This window comes from Pseudoalteromonas aliena SW19 (assembly GCF_014905615.1).
Lineage (GTDB): Bacteria > Pseudomonadota > Gammaproteobacteria > Enterobacterales > Alteromonadaceae > Pseudoalteromonas > Pseudoalteromonas aliena.
The window spans coordinates 45,783-70,108 of sequence record NZ_AQGU01000017.1 but is presented as its reverse complement, the minus strand read 5'-3'; the positions used below and the strand labels follow the sequence as shown (position 1 = coordinate 70,108).

Annotated in this window: 21 protein-coding genes, 7 tRNA genes and 2 pseudogenes; 19 read left to right on the top strand and 11 right to left on the bottom strand. The window is 40.2% G+C overall.

Going from position 1 to position 24,326, the window contains the following annotated elements; genetic code table 11:
* Positions 1 to 14 precede the first annotated feature (14 nt).
* The gene (gene syd, locus PALI_RS00465) at positions 15 to 554 is read left to right on the top strand and encodes a SecY-interacting protein (RefSeq protein ID WP_193154476.1); all 540 of its coding nucleotides are present in this window, start codon (positions 15 to 17) and stop codon (positions 552 to 554) included.
* Positions 555 to 620: 66 nt separating this feature from the next.
* On the opposite strand, the gene PALI_RS00460 is transcribed toward syd, so the two are convergent.
* The 3 genes from PALI_RS00460 to PALI_RS00450 form a co-directional block, all read right to left on the bottom strand.
* A complete protein-coding gene (locus tag PALI_RS00460; RefSeq protein ID WP_182701746.1) occupies positions 621 to 1,394 on the bottom strand; it encodes a Zn-ribbon-containing protein in 774 nt (257 codons plus the stop codon).
* A 13-nt stretch (positions 1,395 to 1,407) separates the two neighbouring features.
* The gene (locus PALI_RS00455; protein WP_193154423.1) at positions 1,408 to 1,674 is read right to left on the bottom strand and encodes a hypothetical protein; all 267 of its coding nucleotides are present in this window, start codon (positions 1,672 to 1,674) and stop codon (positions 1,408 to 1,410) included.
* Between the two features lie 97 nt (positions 1,675 to 1,771).
* Positions 1,772 to 2,008, bottom strand: coding sequence for a DUF2789 domain-containing protein (locus PALI_RS00450; RefSeq protein WP_193154421.1), 237 nt, complete (start codon positions 2,006 to 2,008; stop codon positions 1,772 to 1,774).
* A gap of 152 nt (positions 2,009 to 2,160) precedes the next feature.
* On the opposite strand from PALI_RS00450, the gene PALI_RS00445 reads away from it, so the two are divergent.
* A complete protein-coding gene (locus PALI_RS00445) occupies positions 2,161 to 2,814 on the top strand; it encodes a GNAT family N-acetyltransferase (protein WP_193154419.1) in 654 nt (217 codons plus the stop codon).
* 824 nt (positions 2,815 to 3,638) lie between these two features.
* Here PALI_RS00445 and PALI_RS00440 read toward each other — a convergent pair.
* Together PALI_RS00440 and PALI_RS00435 are read right to left on the bottom strand one after the other, a co-directional pair.
* Positions 3,639 to 3,938: a DUF3301 domain-containing protein gene (locus PALI_RS00440; protein ID WP_138586454.1), complete on the bottom strand. Its 300-nt coding sequence runs from the start codon at positions 3,936 to 3,938 to the stop codon at positions 3,639 to 3,641.
* A complete protein-coding gene (locus PALI_RS00435; RefSeq protein WP_077537527.1) occupies positions 3,939 to 4,967 on the bottom strand; it encodes a DUF3549 family protein in 1,029 nt (342 codons plus the stop codon). It abuts the gene before it with no gap.
* Positions 4,968 to 5,071: 104 nt separating this feature from the next.
* Here PALI_RS00435 and PALI_RS00430 point away from each other — a divergent pair, with 104 nt between their 5' ends.
* From PALI_RS00430 to PALI_RS00420, 3 genes are read left to right on the top strand one after another with little or no spacing between them, the layout of a single operon-like run.
* A complete protein-coding gene (locus tag PALI_RS00430) occupies positions 5,072 to 5,392 on the top strand; it encodes a YqcC family protein (RefSeq protein WP_077537528.1) in 321 nt (106 codons plus the stop codon).
* On the top strand, positions 5,385 to 6,149 hold the full coding sequence (gene truC, locus PALI_RS00425) for a tRNA pseudouridine(65) synthase TruC (protein ID WP_193154417.1): 765 nt from the start codon (positions 5,385 to 5,387) through the stop codon (positions 6,147 to 6,149). Before PALI_RS00430 ends, truC begins: the two co-directional genes overlap by 8 nt.
* On the top strand, positions 6,149 to 6,598 hold the full coding sequence (locus tag PALI_RS00420) for a flavodoxin (protein ID WP_193154415.1): 450 nt from the start codon (positions 6,149 to 6,151) through the stop codon (positions 6,596 to 6,598). Before truC ends, PALI_RS00420 begins: the two co-directional genes overlap by 1 nt.
* A gap of 65 nt (positions 6,599 to 6,663) precedes the next feature.
* On the opposite strand, the gene PALI_RS00415 is transcribed toward PALI_RS00420, so the two are convergent.
* Positions 6,664 to 8,247 carry a LysM peptidoglycan-binding domain-containing protein gene (locus PALI_RS00415; protein ID WP_193154413.1) on the bottom strand — a complete coding sequence of 528 codons (1,584 nt, stop codon included), beginning with the start codon at positions 8,245 to 8,247 and terminating at the stop codon, positions 6,664 to 6,666.
* Positions 8,248 to 8,380: 133 nt separating this feature from the next.
* Positions 8,381 to 9,154, bottom strand: a complete 774-nt coding sequence (gene gloB / locus PALI_RS00410) for a hydroxyacylglutathione hydrolase (protein ID WP_193154411.1) — start codon at positions 9,152 to 9,154, stop codon at positions 8,381 to 8,383.
* 53 nt (positions 9,155 to 9,207) lie between these two features.
* On the opposite strand from gloB, the gene PALI_RS00405 reads away from it, so the two are divergent.
* Positions 9,208 to 9,993, top strand: a complete 786-nt coding sequence (locus PALI_RS00405; protein WP_193154410.1) for a class I SAM-dependent methyltransferase — start codon at positions 9,208 to 9,210, stop codon at positions 9,991 to 9,993.
* Positions 9,994 to 10,146: 153 nt separating this feature from the next.
* On the opposite strand, the gene rnhA is transcribed toward PALI_RS00405, so the two are convergent.
* Entirely contained in the window at positions 10,147 to 10,611 is a 465-nt protein-coding gene (gene rnhA / locus PALI_RS00400; RefSeq protein ID WP_077537534.1) for a ribonuclease HI, read from the bottom strand.
* Positions 10,612 to 10,679: 68 nt separating this feature from the next.
* Here rnhA and dnaQ point away from each other — a divergent pair, with 68 nt between their 5' ends.
* From dnaQ to PALI_RS00350, 10 genes are all read left to right on the top strand, one after another.
* Positions 10,680 to 11,393: a DNA polymerase III subunit epsilon gene (gene dnaQ, locus PALI_RS00395; RefSeq protein ID WP_193154409.1), complete on the top strand. Its 714-nt coding sequence runs from the start codon at positions 10,680 to 10,682 to the stop codon at positions 11,391 to 11,393.
* Between the two features lie 9 nt (positions 11,394 to 11,402).
* Positions 11,403 to 12,770 carry a TIGR03503 family protein gene (locus tag PALI_RS00390; protein WP_193154408.1) on the top strand — a complete coding sequence of 456 codons (1,368 nt, stop codon included), beginning with the start codon at positions 11,403 to 11,405 and terminating at the stop codon, positions 12,768 to 12,770.
* 97 nt (positions 12,771 to 12,867) lie between these two features.
* A tRNA-Asp gene (locus tag PALI_RS00385) sits at positions 12,868 to 12,944 on the top strand.
* Positions 12,945 to 12,971: 27 nt separating this feature from the next.
* Positions 12,972 to 13,048, top strand: a tRNA-Asp gene (locus PALI_RS00380).
* A gap of 41 nt (positions 13,049 to 13,089) precedes the next feature.
* Positions 13,090 to 13,166 (top strand) — tRNA-Asp (locus PALI_RS00375).
* A gap of 31 nt (positions 13,167 to 13,197) precedes the next feature.
* Positions 13,198 to 13,274, top strand: a tRNA-Asp gene (locus tag PALI_RS00370).
* Positions 13,275 to 13,312: 38 nt separating this feature from the next.
* Positions 13,313 to 13,389 (top strand) — tRNA-Asp (locus PALI_RS00365).
* A gap of 37 nt (positions 13,390 to 13,426) precedes the next feature.
* Positions 13,427 to 13,503, top strand: a tRNA-Asp gene (locus PALI_RS00360).
* A gap of 54 nt (positions 13,504 to 13,557) precedes the next feature.
* Positions 13,558 to 13,634 (top strand) — tRNA-Asp (locus PALI_RS00355).
* A gap of 259 nt (positions 13,635 to 13,893) precedes the next feature.
* Positions 13,894 to 14,613 carry a helix-turn-helix domain-containing protein gene (locus PALI_RS00350; RefSeq protein WP_193154407.1) on the top strand — a complete coding sequence of 240 codons (720 nt, stop codon included), beginning with the start codon at positions 13,894 to 13,896 and terminating at the stop codon, positions 14,611 to 14,613.
* 68 nt (positions 14,614 to 14,681) lie between these two features.
* Here PALI_RS00350 and PALI_RS00345 read toward each other — a convergent pair whose 3' ends face one another.
* A complete protein-coding gene (locus PALI_RS00345; protein WP_193154406.1) occupies positions 14,682 to 16,607 on the bottom strand; it encodes a S9 family peptidase in 1,926 nt (641 codons plus the stop codon).
* A 162-nt stretch (positions 16,608 to 16,769) separates the two neighbouring features.
* On the opposite strand from PALI_RS00345, the pseudogene PALI_RS00340 reads away from it, so the two are divergent.
* Both PALI_RS00340 and PALI_RS19975 read left to right on the top strand, forming a co-directional pair.
* Positions 16,770 to 17,360 (top strand): annotated as a pseudogene (locus PALI_RS00340) (ABC transporter ATP-binding protein).
* Positions 17,357 to 18,388, top strand: a pseudogene (locus tag PALI_RS19975) (DUF6136 family protein). The pseudogenes PALI_RS00340 and PALI_RS19975 overlap by 4 nt, the downstream one beginning before the upstream one ends.
* 349 nt (positions 18,389 to 18,737) lie before the next feature.
* Here PALI_RS19975 and fadE read toward each other — a convergent pair.
* Both fadE and PALI_RS00325 read right to left on the bottom strand, forming a co-directional pair.
* Complete coding sequence (gene fadE, locus PALI_RS00330) at positions 18,738 to 21,194, bottom strand: acyl-CoA dehydrogenase FadE (RefSeq protein ID WP_193154402.1); 2,457 nt, start codon at positions 21,192 to 21,194, stop codon at positions 18,738 to 18,740.
* A 774-nt stretch (positions 21,195 to 21,968) separates the two neighbouring features.
* Positions 21,969 to 22,772 (bottom strand): SDR family oxidoreductase, encoded by an 804-nt coding sequence (locus PALI_RS00325; protein WP_138586784.1) that lies wholly within the window; start codon positions 22,770 to 22,772, stop codon positions 21,969 to 21,971.
* A 763-nt stretch (positions 22,773 to 23,535) separates the two neighbouring features.
* On the opposite strand from PALI_RS00325, the gene PALI_RS00320 reads away from it, so the two are divergent.
* A complete protein-coding gene (locus PALI_RS00320) occupies positions 23,536 to 24,300 on the top strand; it encodes a class II glutamine amidotransferase (protein ID WP_138586868.1) in 765 nt (254 codons plus the stop codon).
* Positions 24,301 to 24,326 lie beyond the last annotated feature (26 nt).

The window sequence follows — 24,326 nt, the reverse complement described above, 5'->3', positions numbered from 1 at the left end:
ATGAGTTTCACAGTATGTCTGTTGCTATGCAGTTAGCCCAACTTCACACACAATTTAGTGAAAAAACCTTTAAAAAAACCTCAAAATACCCGCTGATTGCTCATGATGAGCAGTGGCCAAGTCCGTGCGAAGTAGGAGAGGTAGACGAGCAAGGAAACATTCAGTGGCAGGGGGCTTTGCAGCAGCCTACGGGGTCACTAAACAATTTAGCCAGTGCACTTGAGCTTGAATTTCCAAAAGAGCTTAGTATTTTATACGGGCATATGTACGGCGGCAGTATTTTAGCCAGTATTGATGGCCACAAAGTGGAATTACTTCAAGCGTGGAATGAAGAAGACTTTAATTTATTACAACAAAATATAACGGGTCACGTTTTAATGAAACGTAAGTTAAAACAGCCAGAAACGGTGTTTATTGGTTTAACAGATCAAGATGATTTGCTGGTAAGTGTTTTGATTCACACCGGTGAAGTGTGTTTAGAGCACGTAGGCAAAAAAACACACCATGTACTGGCACCAAATATTGATGCTTTTTTAAAGTCGCTAGAGGTTTAGAGTCTATTCAACAATCAGCTCGGTGCAGTTAGCACCAAGCTGTTGTTATTCATTGATTTAGTGTGATCACTGAAAATCCCACGATATATTAGATACTAAGCCACAAGGCTCGCACCTAAAATCGAATAACCCAAACCACGGCTCAGGTAATTTCCAATTGCCGTGACAGCTAGGGCATTTTCGCTCAAGCTCAGACGTTTTATCTACACCGCCCACGCGGTATAAATAATAATAGGTCGGTTTTTTGGTTAAAAAGCTAATGCGTTTTGTTATGTCTTTTCCGCGTCTAAATAAGTCGCTTTTAATACTCGATATTTCTTCAAGTGCGGGGAATTCACAACGGGTTGCGCCGTTAATTTGAATTTGATCGCAAGCTTGCCAGTCCTCTTGCCACTTTATAAGTGTTTTGTAATCACCATTGGCAATTGCTGGAATACGAAATAACGGCACAGGTAAAAAGTCATCACCACAATAAAGTGGGCTGCAAGTGTGTACATACGTGGTATATAAAATATAGCTCGATGGTTCTTTACAGCAATCAGCCCCATTGGAGTGAATATCTTGTCCAATTATTTTTACTTTTGGTGCCAGTAGCCCAGCACTGTGTAATTTTTCGATACTGTGCTTAACAAACGGACTATTATTTAACGGATGCATGGCATCTTCCGTCGGGCACATAACACGGGTAATAAAAAAGCCATCCTTTAAAACGGTTGGAAATTCTTCCCCCATTATTTGACCATTAAAACGCAGCGCATTCACTAAGCGATTTATTGCTTGTTCGGCTTGTTCTAAGGTGGTGTCTTGGTAACAATCAAAAGTTAAATCAACAACGAACATGTATAGTCTCAAATTATTTTTGTTCTAGCAGCGCAAGCAATTTATCGAGTTTTTGCTCAATTCTATCTAACTGACTGGTTTTAAGCTCAGTATTATCTGGCTGCTGTGGGTTTCTCATGAAGTTATTAATTGAATCAGGGTTATTTTTATATTGACTTACAGCAGCAATAATCATCGGCATAGGAACCGGTTGTGCCAAACGACTTTTAGTTAATGCTACAGTAGGAGTTTTGCCTTCACCAAGAAGGACTTTAATTGCATCAAATACAACTGAATTCATTAGGTATATAACTCTTTAATAAAATAAATACGCAGCATGTAAATGCTGCGTAGGTGCTATGTTAGCAATAAATAAGGGAGAGGGACATTAAATAAAATTACTTACTTTGACGAAGGCGTACATCTAACTCGTCAATTACTTCACTCCAATCACCGTCTTCTGCAAGGGATTCAGCTAAAAAGTGCTGTTGTGCTTCATCCCAAAAAGAGGCTTCTTGGAGCAGTGTTGTGTCTTGTAAGTCATGCGAGGCAATAAACTCATCTATTTGAGCTTCTGAGTTCGGTAACCCAAGTTGTGAAAATAGTGTTGTGATGTCGTGTTTCGTCGTGTCCATGATCTTGCTCCTTAAATGAATGAAAATTCATACTAGTACCTTACTGTATCTCTTGCTAGTTAAACTCTCGCTGAATTTACGGTTAATAATTTTAGGTATATAGTTAGGTATAAAGTTAAACAGCCTATAGCTAAAATAATAAAGGAAATACAATGAGTGTAGCCACACAAGCAGACACGTTCAGCGTACAGTATTTAGCGGCAGAAGATATTAGTACTGCAGCGAGCCTAATTTACCAGGCTTACCATGACGATCCCGTATTACAAAACATGCTCGGTCATAGTGAAGAAAATAAATCGGCTTATGAAAAAAAATTACGATCATTAATTCGCGAAGAACTCAGTAGTTTTTGGCAAGAGAAACAGCCGCTTATTGGTTTATACCGTGACGATAAATTAAAAGCAGTGGCCTGTGTATTTGAATCAAATAGCCAACTGCAAGCTCAACGTTATTGGCACTGGCGATTAAAGTTGATGCTAAGTGCTGGTTATTTGCAGACCAATCAGTTAATTGAAAAAGAACAAACAATTAGAGATGCTCTTACAGGCAAAGGTAATTACTATTTTTTAGCATTTATCGCTGTAGATCCGCATTTTCATGGACAGGGGTTTGGTCGCTATTTATTAAGAGGGTTAGATGATTTAGTTAAATCAAACACTAAGTCAACCGGTATGGCTGTATTTGTTACGCGTAAAGAGCATATTGAATTTTTTAAAACCGAAAAATTTGAAGCATTTAAACAACTTACCTTTAACCAAGTAGATGGCGAGTTACTATTTAAATCAATAATTGAGCCAACTATTTAAAATTATGTGTAAGCCAATGCGCCCAAACGGACGTAAGTCCGTGAGACATCTCTTACATTACCGTGAGCATTATCAGTTAAAGACGACTATTAAGTGGTCTTTTTTTATTTAAGTCATTGTTATTTAACGTTAATTTTATATTTTCATTTTTGTGACAGTTATTTTTTCAATGTTAAGTGCTATTTCTCCTCCATAATTGCTTTAGACTTTACTTTGTCAAGAAGACATAGCTCAATGACTGAGTTACTGCCAAGGATACGGAATAGGCAACATAGCAGAAGCTCGCAGGATGCAAAAAGGACAAGTTAACAAGGACGAACAGGAAGTGCATGATGCACTAAAGTGGCAGGAGCTACTAAAGGATTACCATGGACGATGCTACAGGATGTAGCCAAGTGTTAGTTTACGCAATTTGCCAAGGAGGCAAGAGGATAATGCAGGATGCAAAAATAGCAGGCGCTATTTAAAGGATTACCATGGACGATGCTACAGGATGTAGCCAAGCGTTAGATTACGCAGTTTGCCAAGGAGGCCAAAGGACATTGCAGGATGCAAAAGTGGCAGGAGCTACTTCAAAGGATTAACATGGATGATGCTACTGGATGTAGCCAAGCGTTAGTTTATGCAGGTTTGCCAAGATGGCTATGGATATTGCAGGATGCAATGTGAGGGTAGACAAGGTTGTTTACTCGTTCAGGGGATGATAATACGGATTTATAGATAACGGATATCTAGCAGGAAGCAGTCCAATTGGGGCGTAACTTTAGTTACGCCTTAGTTTTTTTTGTTGGAGTAAATTTAATTTAGCCCTAGATTAAATCCACTTATATTTTATGCGGCGGAACAACCACACTTTTCAAAAACTCATTTTCCATAATTAACACACCTTGATAAGCATTTTCACCGTCGCTTGAAAACTCAAATATAAATTCACTTTTGATGCCAGGCTTGCCGTTCTTTAAAAAACCAAAGCGACGTTTAGCGCATGCAACACTCATCAGCTGCACTTGAAGCTGCTCACTTTGGCGCTTAGCATGAACGTTCGCCGCTTCAGCAACTTTTCGGTTAAGCCAAAATAAGTAAATTACACTACCAATAAGTATGAACGTCCATAAACTTGCCATTTAAGAGAATAACCTTCCAATTGCACGCGCGAGGGTTTCGCTACGATTTTCTTTACGTAATAAGCCTAATAAATGCGGGCGAATAGTCGGTATTGCAACTAAGTCAGCAAAAATACTTGGAAACAACTCATCAATTTGTTGATGATGCGCGCAGTTATCCATAAATACGTGCAGGCGTTCAGGGTTTTCTAACTGCTTAAAACAGCGCCCAGCTATAGTTAATAACACATCTGAATCTTGCCCAGCAGGTGAGCTTAGTACAGTATCAACCAATTGAGCGCACAGCCCTTGAGCTTGACCTTTTGATATTGATCTTAGTGCTGCGGTTATCGCTACAGTGTCGCTATTATTAATCGCTGTTTGTGCGTAATCAACAAGTAACTTACTCATTGATGTTGGTATTTCAACGTGTTCAAGCATAGCACTGAGTGGTTGCAGTACTTCAACAGGCAAATGTGGCCATGCTTTTTGCAGATTACTTAAGTTTGTATCGCTGTCTAAGCGCAGTGCAAAATCGGCAATACCTTGTAATGCAACACTTTGCCAGTTATCAAAACCAACCTTACCGCTAAAGTATAACTGCGCATGCTCGTAGTACTGCGACGCAGGCTGTTTTAATAGTACTTTTACTTGGGCGTTAAATGCCGCTAATTTATTTGCGTTTGGCGTAAAAACATAAGGGTTATTATCAAGCTTTCCATCGGCTTGCTCACCTGTAATTTCAGTCCCTAGCGCTTGAATAACCATATCAGCAAAGTGATCGCGACTAGCACTTACCAGCATGCTTTGCTCATCAAGTGGAAACTTTAAAAACCATACATACGGCTCTTTACTGGCTTTAGTATCCCAAAATTGAATGGCGAGCCATGCATGACCAGCAAGAGGGTAAGGGTATGGCACTTGAGCTTGTTCAATAGCTAAAAACTGTTTTTTATCAAGCTTAGTAATGTGCCTGCCAATATCAAAAGCACGCCACTGAGTACCCGCACCATCTAAAAGCTGGCCTAATGTAGCTATTTGATCACTCATTGTTTTCTCAACTGTTTTTACTGCAAAATTACATTAATTATACGCCATAGCCGCCTATGAGGGAACAGGGTATAATTGCATTACATATATAAAAGAGGGTGGTTATGTACCAGCAAACCCAAACTTATTTAGTGCAGCTAACGGCACTTTTACAAAAGCATGCGCTTTGGCAAAGTGAGCCAATAGACGCTGATGCACTGCTTTCAAGCACTCCTTTTTGTCATGACACAATGGCGTTTGAGCAGTGGTTACAATTTGTATTTATTGAAAAAATACAGCAATTAATAACACACAAGCAACCACTGCCACGTAACTTTGCGATTGCCCCTATGGCGCAAATGATGCTTATTAATAAAGCAGGAAGTGCTGAAATAATTGAATTACTAACAGCCCTTGATGCCTTTTTAGGAGAACCAAATGAGTGAGCGCCCAGCGCCTATTGAATATGGCGAGCTGACTATTTTGTATCAAGATGAAAACTATGTGGCTATAGATAAGCCTTCAGGTTTATTAGTGCATCGCTCGTTTTTAGATAAGCACGAAACCCAGTTTGCTATGCAAATGCTGCGCGACCAGCTAGGACAACATGTATTTCCAGTACATAGGCTAGATAGGCCAACGTCGGGAGTATTGCTGTTTGCACTGAGCTCTGAAGCGGCTCGCGATATGAACCAGCTATTTATTGAAGGCACCATTGCTAAGCGCTATTTGGCCTTAGTGCGTGGTTTTGCACCTGAGTCGGTATTTTTAGATAAAGCACTTAAAGAAGAGCTCGATAAAATAGCCGATAAGTTTGCAGATCAAGATAAAGCACCGCAAGAAGCGCAAACCCAGTTTAATTGCTTGCACCAAGCTGCACTGCCTATTCCCATTGGTAAGTACCCAACAGTGCGTTATTCGTTAGTTGAGTGTTTTCCAAAAACAGGGCGCAAGCATCAAATTCGCAGGCACTTAAAGCACTTATCACTGCCTATTATTGGTGATGTAAATCACGGTGATAACCAGCATAATCAATTTTTTAGGGAGCATTTTGAGCTAAGACGGCTAATGTTATTTGCAACAGAGCTTAGTTTTGTGCACCCTTACAGTAATGAACCAATAACAATTAAAGCGCCACTAGGTGAAGACATGCTTAAAATATGCAAGCAGCTAGGTTGGCCAGAGCAAGAAAAGGATTATTAATGGCACATATTAGTATTTTTGTAGGCAGCGTTAATGGCGGTGCAGAGCGTTTAAGCGATGAAGTTGCAACCACAATAGAGCAGGCGGGTCATACTGCAACCGTAATCACAGAGGCATCACTTGATGATATAAAAAATGCATCGCATATTTTAATCGTTACCTCCACAACTGGCCAAGGTGATGTACCGAGTAATTTGGCTGGGTTGTACTTTGCAATGAATAGCACTTTCCCGATGCTTACTGATAAACCATTTGGTGTAATTGCGATGGGTGACAGATGCTACGGCGATACATTTTGTGGCGCAGGGCGTAGCTTTGACGAGTTACTACGCGATTTACAAGCAAAGCCTGTGGGCAACCGCCTAGAAATAGATGCATGTGAAGATTTTGAACCATGGCCAGTAACCGAGCCTTGGTTAAAAGTATGGCTAGAAAAACTACCTGCTTAATCCTTAACTTTAAGGTATTAAAAAAGGAGCGCATGCGCTCCTTTTTGCTTTTATAGCTTTATAAATTAACTACTTCTGACATCTACTTTAAGTTTTAGCTTTTGGCCAGGTTGTAAGTATTTTTGACCTGCTAAATTATTCCACTTAATGATATCGTTAACAGCTAAGTTAAATTTAGACGCAATACGTGCAAGTGAATCGCCTCGACGTACTTTATACGTAATCGTACGGTTGGTGCTGGCAATAACACTTTGAGGCTTGTTTGCTGATTTATAGACAGTAAGATTTTGATTTAAACGCAGCACAGAGTTTTTCTTCAGCTTATTCCATTTAGCTAATTCATCCATAGTCACATCGTATTCTCGGCTAATATCCCACAATGTATCGCCGCTTTTGACTTTATGGGTAAGTTTAGTTCGTGTGCTTCTATTTGCAGCTAAGCGCATTTGCTTTGGTAAATGCTCGCTATTTATTGCGCCATCAGTCAGCGGAACTAATAATTGTTGGCCTACTTTAATCGTATTTGACTTGAGTTTATTAAGCGAACGAATAGCGCTCAAACTTGTTGTAAACTTTTTAGCAATTACCGATAAGCTATCACCGCGTGCTACTGTATATTGTTGCCAGCGTAAACGATCTTTAATGTCTGTTTGTGTCAGTTTTTGGCTAAATTGCTCTGCTTTATCAACAGGTAACAATAAAGAATGAGGGCCATTAGGATCAGTTGCCCAGCGGTTAAAGCCGGGGTTTAATCTGTATAGCTCAGTAAGTGTCATATCTGCCATATCGGCAGCCAGTGCTAAGTCGATTTGAGAGCCAACATCAACCACTTCAACTACTTGTGCATTAATAACAGGCTGCCACGTGACGTTAAAGTCATCTGAGCGTTTTAATAAATCAGCAAGGGCTAATAGTTTAGGCACATAGGCTGTTGTTTCTCTTGGTAAATCAAGAGACCAAAAGTCGGTAGGTAAATGCTTTTTACGATTCTTTTTAATCGCGCGCATTAAACGCCCTTCACCCGAATTATACGCAGCAATTGCATTTAACCAATCGCCTTCGAGTGTTTTATGTAAATACGATAAGTAATCAAGTGCAGCACGAGTCGATTGCACAATGTCACGGCGACCGTCGTACCACCAGTTTTGTTTTAAATCGAATCGCTCACCGGTTGCAGGCATAAACTGCCAAATGCCAGATGCACTGCGATTAGAATAACCAAACGGATCAAATGCACTCTCTACAATTGGCAATAGTGCAATTTCGATTGGCATCTCACGCTTTTCGACCTCTTCAACAATAAAATGCAAATAGGGCTCTGCGCGTTTGGAAATACGATCTAAGTAAGCTTGGTGCCTTGCGTAATAATTACGCTCTGCCACAACGGGGCGGTTTTGTGGTATGTCGATAGAAAGTTGATAGCGGATGCGCTCCCATACATCATCAAACACGGGGGCTTCTTGTTCTTCACTGTCAATTTGCTGATATTGTGCGTTTACCATCAATGCATTGTTAATATCGTTGGGACTTGCGCCGCCTAGCTGCTGATTTGCTTGCGAGGCAATTTGAGAGTCTGACTCTAAGGTTGTGACTGTTTGACAACCACTTAGCGCGAACGCCAAGACTACTAATAGGGGAGGTTTATTCATAAATACCAATACATTGGGTAAAAAACTCGGCGAATACTACCTGTAATGAGTAAATATTGCCACTGGATGACTTTTTAACGCTAGGCTGAAATTATTTATCCATTTTAAGTCTATGATTTTAAATTAAAATGCGCTAAAAATTATCTTTGAACATTCTAAGACTAGCAAAGTTTTCCCAAGGTTCATTATTTTTTGTGAGTAATATAAACTCTTTTGGTACCTGCTCTGTCATTGTAGGTAGGTCACTGCGCATAAATGGGTTTATTTTTAGCTCTTGCCCGATAGAGGTTGGTAGGGAAATTTGATTGTTAATACGTAATTCATCTATTTTTTTACTGTAGGCAAGGAGTTCAGGGTTACGTGGTTCAACGGCTTTTGCAAAGGTGAGGTTAGCTTGCGTGTATTCGTGCGTACAATAAACTTTGCAACTGGCAGGCAGCGCTCTTAGTTTATTAAATGAGTGCCACATTTGTTCGCTAGTGCCTTCAAATAAACGCCCGCAGCCTGCGCTAAATAATGTATCGCCTGTAAAAGCAAGTTCAGCATTTGTATAACAAATATGATCAAGCGTATGCCCAGGCGTCGCTAAAATAGTAAAGTTAGTATTAAGCACACTGATACTTTGCCCATCATTAAGTGGGTGGGTAACGCCTTTAAACGGGCTATTCGCAGGGCCATAAACCGAGATTCCTGAATAGGCGTCAACTAATGCAGTGACGCCATCAGTGTGGTCGTAGTGATGATGCGTAATTAAAATCCCACCAAGCGTTAAGTTATGCTGCGCTAAATACGTCAATACAGGCTCGGATTGTCCTGGGTCAACCACCCATGCTTGGTTACTGTTATCGGTAGTTAGACACCAAATGTAATTATCAGAAAAGGCTTTGATTGCTTTGACTTGCACCATTGTAAATTGCTCTATAAAGTGACACTTATCACATAGTATAACGAGCTCAAAAAATGAAACCAGCCCTTAGTTTTCAAGAAGGACCCAAACCACTGTCGTGGCAGCAGTTTCCTCATGGGGATTACTTGCGCACAGATATCGAACGTAAGATGGAGCAATGGCTGCCGCGTATGTTTGGCTATCATATGCTTAAGTTGGGTAATTTAAGTGGCGAGTTGAACACAAGCATAAGTATGATTAAACATCAGGTGTGCGTAGCAGAGCCGGGGCCTCATACAGGTGTTGTGGCAGATATCGATGAGCTGCCATTTTATGAGCACAGTATTGATGCCTGTATATTAAGCCACTGCTTAGAGTATCACTCTGATCCACATCATATTTTACGAGAAGCGCATCGCACGCTTATTCCTGGCGGCTATATATTAATTACTGGCTTTAATCCGTTTAGCTTGTGCGGGCTTGCACAAATGTTGCCTTTTAGTGGTCAAAAGCTGCCGTGGACAGGGCGCTTTTTTACCCCTGCGAGGGTTAAAGATTGGTTAAATTTACTTGGTTTTGAAATTGTTAGTGATGAACGTTTTATCTACTCATCACTGGCAAGAGGTAATAGGCTCTCAAGGTTTGAGTTTTGGCGTACATTTGCAAAGCAGTATTTAAAGCCTATGGGCAGTGTATATATGCTGGTGGCACGAAAAAGAGTGGCACCACTTACGCCAATAAAGCCTAAATGGCATGCAAGGCCGCAATTTTCACCTGTAAAAGGCGCGGGGCTTAGGCAAACATCAAAGCAGCATTACAAAACGTGCGACCAAGAAAATAATACCAATTGCATTAAATAAGTGATCTATTATAGCGCTAAGAAAATAGCACATTAACAAGGCGAAAATTGTGACATATAGTTGTTCTATATGAATCATTTTTAACGCAGTTAGTGAGTTATTTAATGCGATAGAATGAACATGTTTTTAATAAAATTGGGTAACAACAGCTAATTAAGGTTGGTAACCTACATCTTCTAGTAAATCTTTACTGCCTGCGGCATCGCGTGCTAAGTCGTCAACTATTTCGTTGTACTTGTGGCCGCTATGCCCTTTAACCCATTTCCATGTCACAGTGTGTTCACTGCATGCCTTATCTAGGCGTTTCCATAAATCGACGTTTTTAACCGGTTTCTTAGCGGATGTTAACCAGCCACGTTTTTTCCAGTTAGTGATCCACGATTCAATACCTTGCTTAACATATTGGCTATCGGTTGTTAGGTTTACTTTGCATTCTCGAGTGAGTGATTCAAGGGCTACAATGGCCGCGAGCATTTCCATTCGGTTATTGGTTGTGAGTTTATAGCCTTGGCTTAATTCTTTCTCATGGGCATCGTAAATCATAAAAATACCATAACCGCCGGGGCCTGGATTACCTAAACATGAGCCATCGGTGTAAATCTCTACGGTTTTTTGCACTGTTTTACCTTGATTTTATGTACAATAAAGTGATTATAGAAAGATACCAGAATCAGGCTAAATTCGATATGGCACGTAGACAAATAGTTTTAGATACAGAAACCACCGGCATCGACCCTAAACAAGGGCATCGTATTATAGAAATTGGTTGTGTGGAGTTAGTAAACCGTCGTTTAACAGGCAATAACTTTCACGTTTATATAAACCCACAACGACCAAGCGAAGAGGAAGCAATCGACGTTCACGGTATTACTAACGAGTTTTTGCGTGATAAACCACTGTTTCATCAAATTGCCCAAGAGTTTTTCGACTATATTGAAGGGGCTGAACTAGTTATTCATAATGCGCCGTTCGATATTGGCCACATGGATAACGAATTTGCATTGCTTAATCAGGGCTATCCTAAAACGAATACATTCTGCCAAGTGCTCGACACGCTTAAAATGGCGCGTGACTTGCACCCAGGCCAAAAGAACAACCTTGATGCGTTATGCCGCCGTTACGATGTAGACAATGCTAAGCGAACGTTACATGGCGCATTACTGGATTCTGAGATTTTGGCCGACGTTTACCTTGCCATGACAGGCGGTCAAACAAAGCTAAACTTAAATCAAAATAAAGATGAAGGCAGTGAACAACGAAAGGGGGGAATTAAGCGTTTAAACAGCGACAGAGCACCATTAGTTGTATTGTGTGCAAGCGATGCTGAGCAAAGTGCACACGAAGCCCGATTAGATCTTGTAAATAAAGAAGGCGGCCAATGTATATGGCGCGCTGAATAAGGCGATATAATGAAAACGATATATTTTGTAACCGTGTTATGTGTTGCTAGTATTTTTACAAGCAGCGCGTACGGCGTTAAGCAAGTTGAACTATTAAAGCGCGACGGGAAACAAAATGAGATCCCTCTGCTGGAGAATCGTTTTCGTATAGATAGCAACCTAGATAAAATAACATTGCTAATTTTTAGGGAACCAGGTTCTCCAGCCGTCGTTCTAGTTAGGCCCGATGGAAGTAAGTACTTAGTGAGTGAGCTTGCTAAAAACCTAGAGGTCGACTGGTATGATGAAATTAGTTACGACATTGTTAGTATTAAAAACCCTATGCCAGGCCCTTGGCAGGCCATAGGTAGGATCCGCTCTAATAGTCGAGTTATTGCATTAGGGAAAATAGATTTAGAGGTACAAGCATTCCCTTCTTTAATCTTTAGAGGCGAAACAATTAAAGTTACTGGCCAAATACTAAATGATGGCGAGCTGATCAATGCTGATTTTTTTAAAGATGTAGTTAACTTAGACCTTAGTTTTATTAGCACCAATAAAGAAAACTATGCAAATTTTGGGGCGGGTAGGGAAGATGTTGCTACGTATAAAGATGATGGCTATGATTTAGATGAGCGTGCGAGGGATGGCGTATTTACAGGAGAGTTAACGTTTAGTTTTCCTGCTGGTGAGTGGACTCCCGTACTTTCTATTATAACGCCTCTGCTTGAACGTCAAATAGTGCAAAACCCATTAATCGTTCACGAACCTCCCCTAAGTTACGATATTGAGCTAGGTAAAGATGAAGACGATCATCTTCTAACAATTAATATCGATAACACAATGGTTGACCCTGCCACCGTAATTATCCAAGGAAAGATTTACTATCCTAACAACGAAGAGCAAATGTTTGTGATAGATGCGGTCGCTAATCAATCACGCCAACTAAGTGTCAAAAATTATGATTGGGGACGATATAATATCGAACTATCCATTTTTGGCACAAATATTAATGGTCGCGAATTTATGGCGACCCTGCCAACGTATAAATTTGAAGTTGCACGACCCATCGAAGTTATTCCAGAAATCGAAATACCAGCAATTAGTGAACCTGAGATAATAATTCAGAGCGAACCAGAAGAAGAAAAAATGACAGCTGCTATGCTAACGAGTCTTATAGTTGGTTGTAATTTACTCATTTTATTAATAGGTTGGTTATCCATTCGTGTATTCGTCCAGAAAAATCCGATAAAATTTAACGTGAAGCTGCCTTTTTTAAAGAAAAAGAAAGTGGGCGAAGACAAAGTTACCGACTCAGGAAAAAATCAACTTGGTAAAAACGGCTCAAAAAATGACAAATCAGGTGAAATTTTAAACCTTTCGATGTCAGATGACTAAAAAACCTATAAAAAAACAAAAAAGCCCTTGACGAAATAGGGGTTGGTTCGTATTATTCACGCCGCTGTCAGGGAGACCTAAACAGCAACGAAAATATGGAGTGGTAGTTCAGTTGGTTAGAATACCGGCCTGTCACGCCGGGGGTCGCGGGTTCGAGTCCCGTCCACTCCGCCATTTTCGAAAAACTTGTAAGTAAAAGCTGGAGTGGTAGTTCAGTTGGTTAGAATACCGGCCTGTCACGCCGGGGGTCGCGGGTTCGAGTCCCGTCCACTCCGCCAACACTTACACAACGTATGGTTGTAAAACATATTCTTATTATGGAGTGGTAGTTCAGTTGGTTAGAATACCGGCCTGTCACGCCGGGGGTCGCGGGTTCGAGTCCCGTCCACTCCGCCAATAAGAAAAAATAACAGTTTAAATATGCGCTGGAGTGGTAGTTCAGTTGGTTAGAATACCGGCCTGTCACGCCGGGGGTCGCGGGTTCGAGTCCCGTCCACTCCGCCAACTATTTAAACGCTGTTATATTACAAGATTTGTATGCTGGAGTGGTAGTTCAGTTGGTTAGAATACCGGCCTGTCACGCCGGGGGTCGCGGGTTCGAGTCCCGTCCACTCCGCCAACAAGTTAAGTAATAACAAGTATAATGATATCTCTGCGGAGTGGTAGTTCAGTTGGTTAGAATACCGGCCTGTCACGCCGGGGGTCGCGGGTTCGAGTCCCGTCCACTCCGCCATTTGATATCATGATTAAAATTAGTAAGTGCATTACCCCATGCACATACCACTGCGGAGTGGTAGTTCAGTTGGTTAGAATACCGGCCTGTCACGCCGGGGGTCGCGGGTTCGAGTCCCGTCCACTCCGCCACTTGTTATTTCCTAAATAATAAGTTTATAAAATCCTTGATTAAATAACTCAATAAAACATTCTTTGACTATCAGCTATCAGCTATCAGCTATCAGCTATCAGCTATCAGCTATCAGCTATCAGCTATCAGCTATCAGCTAAAAAATCGACTACTTACTGCTAACCTGCTAATATTCCTGCCTATTCTTTAATATTCAGCTTTTTATATCTGCATGAATAGCCAAGAATCTAGTCTCACTTTAAAAAAGGAAGCACTAAAATGAGCACATTAGGTCAACAACTAAAGCAGCTGAGAAATAATAAAAAATTGAGCCAACCTGAATTTGCAGAGCAAGTGGGTATAGAGCAAAGTTACTTATCAAAACTAGAAAATGATAAATCAATTCCTTCTAACGACATTTTCAGATCTTTGCTTTTGGCATTAGATATCTCTATTGATGAATTTATGAAACCGCTTGCAGCTAGTCATGATAAAGCGAGGTTAATACAAATAGCAGATGTTGAACAGTGGCTTAAAAAACAAGCTGTTAATACTTCAGTTAAACAACGAACACTGATTTATTTAGTCATGTTTTTAATTTCGTTTGGTTGTGCATTATTTTATGTAGGTCATAAAAATTATGTGTTTAATGAACGCTTTTATGAGTATCGCTCTATTGGAATTATTAAAGCTGATGAACCACTCAATGTTTTCAATCATTGGAAAAATTATATAATAGATCCCAGTGCTGAAAAGCGTGCAGAAAAACTTAAAGAGATGCTTGCTAGGCGTGTTGAGCTTTTTAAATTAATGGATGAGTATATTGGCGAATCATTTGTTGAAGAAGTGACTAGTGGTAAACGTGTTTACACAACAGATGCTATCCCACGCTTCATCTCATATGCAGGTAATAGCTGGCTTGAATTTACTGGACTATTTGCAGTTGTGTTTGGTTTAGCGCTTGCGTTATTTGAACCAAAATTAACGCGTCACCCATAAAAAGCTGCATGCGAACAAGCACACAGCCTTTATCTTAAATTTAGCCCATACTTGTATGGGCTAACGGACTATTTTAAATAGGTATCTAAAAAGTTTAAGTAAGCATTTGAGGCCGTAATACGGTTTTCTTTTTTACTAAAACCATGGCCTTCATCATCAAACAACACATATTCTACGGGTACGCCATTGGCTTTTACCGCAGCAACCAGTTCATCACTTTCTACTTGTAAAACGCGCGGATCGTTCGCACCTTGAATAACCATTAATGGTTTGGTGATATTCTTAGCGTGAAATAATGGTGAAATAGCACGATGACGTTCACCGTCAGTCGCTGGATCGCCCATTTCATCGTACAGTGACTTTTTAAAGCTTTCCCACCAAGGTGGAATAGAATTTAGGGTACGTACCCAGTTTGTCACGCCAAAAATATTAATGCCGACTTTAAATTCTTCCGGTTCAAAAGCCAGCGCTGCTGCGGTCATAAAGCCGCCATAGCTGCCGCCCATAATACCGATTCTATCAGCATCAACCCAATCCAGACCTTGTAAGTGCTGCTTACCAAATACAATATCTTGTAAGTCGTCGGTGCCGTGTTTTTTATCATCTAGGTGGAAAAATGTTTTACCATAGCCTGAGCTGCCACGGTTATTAACGGCAAAAATGGCGTAACCGTGATTCACTAAATGTTGCTGCATGGCACTGTAACCGGTGCGGCTTTGCCCACCTGGTCCGCCGTGCACCCAAATAAGCGCAGGAACTTTATTTGTGCTGCTTGCTTGTTTTGGTTTGTATAAAACGCCAGGTATTTCAAGGCCATCAAAACTTTTAAAGCGAACGATTGTGCTTTCAACTAAGTCGTTTTGGTTAATTTCTTTACTTAGTGTATTTGTAAGCTGTTTTGCTTGATTGCTGCCAACTTGCCACACAAATAAATTACTTGGCGACGTATCTGAGTTTAGATAAAACGCCATCGTTTTTTCGTCATTTGAGAAGTTAACGCTGCGTAAGTTGCCTGCGGGTAATGTAGGCATCGCAATTTCTTTGCCTGTTTGGGTATCGATCACGGTTACTTTGGTGCTAGCGTCAGCATTTACACCACTTACTTGATAACGCCCCGATTTAGAGAAATAAATAAAACTCACATCCCAATCATCTTTTAATGCAGCGCTATGTTCACCTGTGGCTAAGTCATAACGCCATACCTGTGAAAACTCACCTTTAGCGTCTGTTGAGTAATATAAATAATTACTATCAACAGAGAAGGTTTCAGGGCTATATTGCGCTGGTGTATCATGCTTTGAAATTAACTGCGGTTTGAGTGACTTTTTAAACGTATCAAGAATAAAAGTATCGCTGTCTTTGTTAGTATTACTTTTGGATAGTGCGATATAACGGCCGTCGGGGCTGATTGCACCCACGTTTAGTCCTAAGGTGTTTTGATAAATAGGTGTTACTGCGTAGGTTTTACTATCAACACGGTATAAGTCCATAAATTTAGCATCGCGCTTGTTACTGGTGATGAAAAATTGGCTACCATCGTTGGTAAAACCGGCAAAGCTGGCGCGGGTTTCATCCCCTGGCGTTAGATCTGTCATTGTGCCATCAGCTTCACGCACGTACACATGGTATCGTTCATTCCCACCTGAATCTTTGGTAAATAGCACTCGATCATCATTTGGAAAGTAACGCACAGGATAAGTGCTGTCCTCAAAGTTGGTTAAACGAGTTTTTCCGCCAGTTTTCGCATCTACTTCGTACAAGCTGTAAATACCACTTTCATCACTACTGACTAAAATTTTGTCGCCTGTTGAGGAGAAACTATTTCCTGTGATAGAGGTAGTATCAAAAAAGGTACCAGCGTCATAATTTTTAACTGATTGAGTTTGAGTAACTTGCGGATTCGCGGTGCTATTAAATACTGTTGACTGGCTACAACCAGCCAATGCCAGCGTTATCGCACAGGTAAGGCTTGCTAATTTTAAAGACTGTTTCATATCGACATCCTGTTGTTTATTGTTTTGAATTTTTAGTCTCACCTGAACACTTTTTAAACGCAAGTGATTACTGATTGTTAACTGCAACAAAGTGTTACAAAGGGTCTGTCGTTTTAAATATGTCAATAGCTATAATGACACTTCACATTAAAGGATATATTTATGATTGAAGTCATTGGCCTAAATAAGCAATTTTCTGGCAATGTTGTTTTTAAAGATTACAACAAAGTTTTTTCAGATCAAAAGGGGTGTATTGAAGCGCCTAACGGCCAATGAAAAACGACATTACTGATGATGTTGGCAGGGCTTGAAAAGCCGCAAAGTGGTTCACTTGTATTTGCTGGTAGCCGATTGAACACTCCAACAAAAGCCGTAGCAATTGCCAGTGACCGTATTGCGTTACCAGATTTTTTAACTGCAAATCAAATTATTGATTTATCTGTTAACACATTAGGTTGCGATTGGCCCCATTCGCTGGTTAACGGGTTTAACTTTAATGCATTTTTAAATACGCGATTCGAAGCACTGTCGTCGGGCAATCAAAAAAAATGCCAGCTAATTTTAGCATTAATGCGTAAATCACCTTATTTATTATTAGATGAGCCAAGTGCTGCGCTCGATCAAACCAGTATTCATTATCTTTTAAGCCAACTCGATGCTTATTTGGCTGACAAACCCAATGGGCAAATTATCATTACTTGCCATGAGCCCGCTGTGTTTATTGAGCATGGTTTTAAGTGTATCTCGCTATGAGTATCATAAGTATAAAAAGCAAACTTAATCAGTATCTCGCGTTTATAGGTTACCGGTATTTAGCGTACACGTTTGAGCTTAAGCAATTGCTTCAACAGCTAAAAAACTTTGGTTTGTTATTTTTAGTGGTGTTGGGATCATCCGCTCTTGGTTTTGTATTATTGCTTTTTTTAGGTTTAGGGAAAATTATAGATAGTGCAGATACGCCTTTATATGGCGCGCAAATGGCACTATTTTACTTGTTATTGCAAAGCGTGATGATAAGCGCAATGAAACTGGCGATTAAAAATAGTAACCAACGGCTGTTTCAACTTACGATCGCTCACCCTAGCTGGCTTCACCTTGCCGATATTAAATTGTTATTTATCAGCAATGGCTGGCTTATCGCTAGTTTGTTGATAGCGCTTGATCTTACCTTTGCACAGTGGTTAAAGGTGCCGCATTTTATAGTATTTATGTTTATTCAGTTAGGATTAGGCATTGTGTGTTGATACAAACCTAGCGCACTGGTTTATGGTTTTATATTAAGCGGCCTTTTTTTATTCACTCCCATCGACATACCGCCGCTTATTTATCATATTGGTTTTTCAATCATCTTTAGCATTAGCTTGCTTATACCTAGAGTTAATATAAATGGGCGTGTTAGTGTTCGGTCACTGTTTGGTTTTTGGTTTTGCTACTTTGTAAACCACAGCTGGACACTGGTATGGCGTATGTCGTTACTTTTATGTGTGTTTATGGCCTCGACTACGTTAGTCGCTGAGCGTGCTGATCTCGTAAATGTACTTTATGCTGTGGCTATGGCTTTTATTATATTATTTTGCAGCTCATTACAATTTGATTGCGCTAAAGTTTATGCACAATATTGCTTGTTTTTTAAGACATGCCAAAAAGCACGGACGTTTTATATTAGCCAGTTTATACCTAGGGCCTGTTTATCTTTCGAGGTTAAATTTGCAGCAGACTGTTTGGTATTTAGGCAAGGCAGAGCCTATGTAGTGTGGTTATTCCCCATAAATAGGCGATAACGCAGCATAAATGGCAAACATGCGCTGCCCTTGGGTTCTGCCTAGGGGCAATTTACTCTTTGTTGCTCGGTTTTTACTTAGCCCACTAGGTTACAAACCTCACGCCGCGATTAAATCGCCCCTAGATTGAACAAATTTTAATCCTGAAAGGTCAACAGGCCCTAGAATGCTGTTATTTTTAGCGACCTTTGTAACTTACAGCATTACGTTTGATAGATTGAATATGATTTTGTTGAGTTTATGCTTACCATGGTGCTTGTTGCAGGTTTATTTTGCACAATCCAAACCAGCGCATTATGCGCTGGTTTGGATTGTTTTTACAGCAGGGCTGCTTGCTTTACTAAATTAGTTAAGCCGCATCAGCATTTTTTACTACGCTATTACGCGCGGCTTTACCTGCAAGTAAGTCAGCAGGATCAAAGTCATCAACGTTAATAACATCTAAACGAGACTGTTCAACAGCAGCAAGTTTATCAGCTTCTGCTTGGCTTAATATGCCAGCTTCTAGTCCCATTTGCGCTACTTTATCCAGCTGGAAAAATGGCAGTTTAAGGCCTTTTTCTTTACATACACGGTCAAATAACGGTTCAACCTCAAGGATATCTTTAAGCGTTTGCTCTTGACGACCTACAAGGTTAAGTGGCTCATTTTTTAAGTATATGTAACTTGCTAAACGATTACGTGTTTCGCTTGGTACTTGAAGTAACTTAGCAAGTTTATGCTCAAGCTGATCCGTTGGTTTGCGTACTGGGCGGCCAAATGGGAATAACAATATTTTTAATACGCCACGTAGTGGTGCAGAAGGCATGTTATTGATTAAGTCAGCAAGTGCACGTTGGCAATGGTAAAGATGATCTTGGCAACTCCATTTTACTAGAGCAAAATCCTCTTTTTTACGGCCTTCGTCGTTGTAACGCTTAAGCGTTGCAGACACTAAGTATAAGTAACTTAGTAAATCACCTAAACGTGCAGAAATACGTTCTTTACGTTTTAGTGATCCGCCAAATACAGCCATGCTTATGTCTGACATAAGTGCAAGCGATGCACTAAAGCGTGACGCAATACGATAAAACTCAGCGGTTTCGTCGTTGTACGGCACACTTGTAAAGCGAGCACCAGTAAGTGCAAGCCACTTAGTACGTACAAGGTTTGACATAGTAAAGCCAATGTGACCCATTAGCGCTTTATCAAATACATTAAGCGCTTCTTCGCGGTCTTCAATTTCGCACGCACCTAGTTCGGTAAGTACAAATGGATGACAGCGAATTGCACCTTGACCGTAAATAATCATATTACGGGTCAAGATGTTTGCACCTTCAACAGTAATGGCAATAGGTGCACCTTGATAGCCACGACCTAAATAGTTATTTGGCCCAAGCATGATGCCCTTACCACCAAGTACGTCCATTGCATGAATCGTTGCATCACGCATTTGCTCTGTAAGGTGATATTTAATAATGGCAGAAACAACCGATGGTTTTTCGCCTAAATCAACCGCGCCCGTAGACATACTAACCGCAGCATCAGAGCTGTAAGCATAACCAGCTAATTTAGCTAGTGACTCTTCAACACCTTCCATTTTACCAATAGGTAAACGGAACTGACGACGAATGCGACTATAAGCACCCGTTGCTACAGCAATCATTTTAATGCCACCGGCAGAGTTTGACGGCAATGTAATTGCACGACCAACCGATAAACATTCAACCAGCATGCGCCAGCCTTGACCAGCCATATCTGGCCCACCAATAATGTAATCAAGTGGTACAAAAATGTCTTTACCGCGAGTAGGACCATTTTGAAATGGTACGTTAAGCGGAAAGTGTCGACGACCAATTTCAACTCCAGGAGTATCTGTTGGGATAAGTGCACAGGTGATGCCTGGCTCTTTATTGTCGCCAATTAAGCCATCTGGATCTTGTAATTTAAATGCAAGACCAAGTACGGTTGCAACGGGTGCAAGTGTAATATAACGCTTGTTCCACGTTAAGCTAATACCCACAACTTCTTCACCATTCCATTGTCCTTTACACACCACACCGTAGTCTGGGATAGAGCTTGCATCAGAGCCCGCTTCTGGTGAGGTTAAGGCAAAACAAGGGATTTCTTGGCCGCTAGCTAAACGCGGTAAGTAATGGTCTTTTTGCTCTTTTGTTCCATAGTGTTGTAATAATTCACCAGGGCCTAAAGAGTTAGGTACGCCAACAGTTGACGAGAGTAACGTTGATTTACTTGTTAGTTTTTGAAGTACACATGATTGTGCAAATGCAGAAAACTCTAAACCGCCGTATTCCTTTTTGATGATCATAGCAAAGAATTTATTATCTTTTAGATATTGCCATACATCTTGTGGAAGGTCGGTTAGTTCGTGTGTTGCTTCCCAATCATCCAACATGGCACACACTTCTTCAACTGGGCCATCGACAAAAGCTTGTTCTTCAATTGTAAGCTTAGGTACAGGGTATTGATGAAGCTTTTTCCAATCAGGGTTACCGCAAAATAAATCTGCTTCCCACCACGTTGTACCGGCGGCAATGGCTGATTTTTCAGTATCAGACATGCTTGGCGTTACTTTTTTAAACGTAGCAAAAATTGGCTTGATGATATATTGCTGACGAATGCCAGTAACAGAAAGAGGAACCGCGATGACCAAGAAGATCAACCAGCTAATTAAACCAAAAGCACCGGCGAAGGTACCTATAAGTAGGGTTGCGGCAGAAACACCAAGTGCTGTGTTCCAACTCGCTCTGTGGTAAATCGCAGTGCAAAGCAGTACGATTAAACCGAGTGTAAATATGAGTGTCATTTTTATTCCTTAATAGAGGTCAGACCACCTCACTTAGAGTAGCGCTAGTAACAGTATTTTTCAAGTACATTGAAGCGTTAAATTATAGTAAAAATAGTTAAAGGGCGAGATTAGTTTACCTAAAGTCGGCACGACAAACGTTAGCTATATAAATAAAGCTTTGTTGGTTAAACCTTGGCAGCATATATATACCAATTTTATTAAAAACATGATCATTCTATCGCATTAAATAATTCACTAATTGCGTTAAAAATTATTCATATAGAACAACACTATGTCACAATTTCGCCTTGTTATTGTGCTATTTTCTTCGCGCTATAATAGATCACCATTTGATGCAATTGGTATTATTATGCGCGCTAAGGTTGATCATAACTATAATTTTATGATCTTATAACAAAATCGGTGTCACTGTTTATTATTACATTATGAATACTGACTCAAACAGAGTGTTCGAAATGGCGATAGACCTTAGGGCACGTGACCTTTGGTGGTTGAATTTTCAGTAGGCTGTTTGGTATTTAAGCAAGGCAGAGCCTATGATGTGTGGTTGTTCCCCATAAATAGGCGAGAACGCAGCATAAATGCCAAACATGTGCTGCCCTTTGGATTTATTCTAGGGACGGTTGACTCTTTGTTGCTCGGTTTTTACTTAGCCCACTCGGTTACAAACCTCGCGCCGCGATTCAACTGCCCCCAGATTGAACAAATTTCAATCCACAAAGGTCAACATGCCCTAACGTTGAGAGATCCAGATAAAAATATTTTTTTGAACTATTCTTCTGATGGTGAAGCAGAGCTCCCCGCTAAAATACCACCGTCAACATTGAGTTCAATTCCGGTCACATATTTCGATTCGTCAGAAGCTAAGTAAAGTGCTGCATATGCAACATCTTTAGCGTCTCCCATGGTATTTAATGGAATATCACTAGAGATTGCTTTAATGGCTGACTCTCTGGCATCTCCTTCACCTAGCATTGCATCCCACATTGGCGTTAAAATTGCGCCTGGATGTATTGAATTGCAGCGAATAGGGTAATTGTTTTGTGCACAATATAAGGCGACTGTTTTGCTATGATTTCTTACTGCAGCTTTACTTGATGCATAAGCTGCGGCTCCAGGTATACCAACAATGCCAGAGCGAGACGATAAATTCACAATGCTTGCTGATGTTGACTTTTTCATCAATGCGATCGCCGTTTTACACCCTAGAGCGACACCATCTAAGTTAACGCTGTGCACCTTATGCCAGCTCTCAATATCTAGATTTTCTGGATCATGAGGCCCTGTTGTTTCAAGAAATCCCGTAATTCCTGCATTATTAATTAATACATCAAGTCTGCCATATTTGCTTTCAATATAACGTCTTATCAATTCCCAGTCATCGACCTTTGAAACATCTAAATGGTGATACTCAGCTTTACCTTTTATAGAAGATGACACTGTTTGGCCTAGTTCATCATTAATGTCGCTGAGGATTACAGTTGCACCTTCGTCACAAAATAATTGTGCAATAGCTTGCCCAATTCCCCTCGCAGCGCCAGTCACTAAGACCACTTTTTCTTTTAATCGATGCATTATTGCTCCTTCATTATGACGTGTTTAATGGTATGCGAATTAAGTGTGTTTACTCTAAAATAACTGTATTAAATTTTTGAAAATAAGTACCCTGAATTCAGGATATGTAATACCCATTTGCAATAATACCTAATTAATCTGAGCTCTGGATAGTAATACCAAACTGCATAAATCTTTGATCAATTTAACGAATTAAATTGCACTATAACGTCGTTAAAAATTTTTTATTTAGAACAACTAGATACAAAAATTTTTGCCTAGTTCTAGCGTAATTTTCTTAACGTTAAATAGACCCCATATATAAGCAGATTGGTATAAACCTATCTCGAGCAGCTATTTTCAGCGCTAACTGCGTTGAATTTACTTGCAATAGGCCCGCTATTGACGCGTAAATTCGCCTTGTTTTCACTGAAAACCTCTGGCTAGAGAAAATAAATTTAAATATCACCATTATTTAATACGTTAGTAAATCTCTTAACCAAAGTTCAGGTTAATTAATTTGAGGGATTAAACCTGACGCTAACGACTGCATGAATGCAGGAGATAGAGCAATACAGGAGCAATTACCAAGAGCAACTAGAGAACGAATTTTTTTCCTTGTTATTGACACGATTTTCTCACCTTAAAATAGAGCATTTAAATTAAGCGAATTGGTATAATATAGCAATTACAAGAATATATGTGTGACCAAAACTGTGATCACTAATGGTTTTTTACTTCGGTTAATTTTTTAACTATATAAACTTAAAGGTTAATTTATTTTATGTGTGAGTTACTTGGTATGTCAGCCAATGTGCCTACTGATATCTGTTTTAGTTTTTCAGGCCTTTTAGAGCGCGGTGGGAATACGGGACCTCACAAAGATGGGTGGGGTATTACCTTTTATGAGGGTAAAGGCTGTAGAACCTTTAAAGATCCTGAGCCGAGTTATCAGTCCGAAATTGCAAAGCTGGTTAAAGCATACCCTATTAAAAGTGTGTCAGTAATTAGCCATATTCGCCAAGGTAACCGCGGGCGAGTATGTCTAGAAAACACTCATCCATTTACACGTGAGTTGTGGGGGCGCGAGATTACATACGCACACAATGGGCAATTGTCTAATTATCATGATTTAAAAACAGAATATTATCGTCCGGTGGGAAATACCGATAGCGAACTGGCGTTTTGTTGGTTGCTTGATAAAATTCGCGAAAAATACCCTAAGCGTCCAAGTAATATGGCGTCGGTTTTCAGATATGCCGCTAAGCTTTCGCATACACTGCGTGAAAAAGGGGTGTTTAATATGCTACTTACCGATGGCGTATTTGTTTTAGCTTATTGCACTAATAACTTACATTACATAACGCGCCGTGCGCCATTTGGTAAAGCAACATTAATTGATGCCGATATGGTGGTTGATTTTCAACAAGAAACCACACCAAACGATGTAGTAACAGTGATAGCCACAAGGCCTTTGACGAATGATGAGCGATGGCAAAAAATGCAGCCAGGGGAGTTTGTGTTATTTAAAATGGGTGAACTTATATAGCTCACCCATTTTATTTAAATAACCTG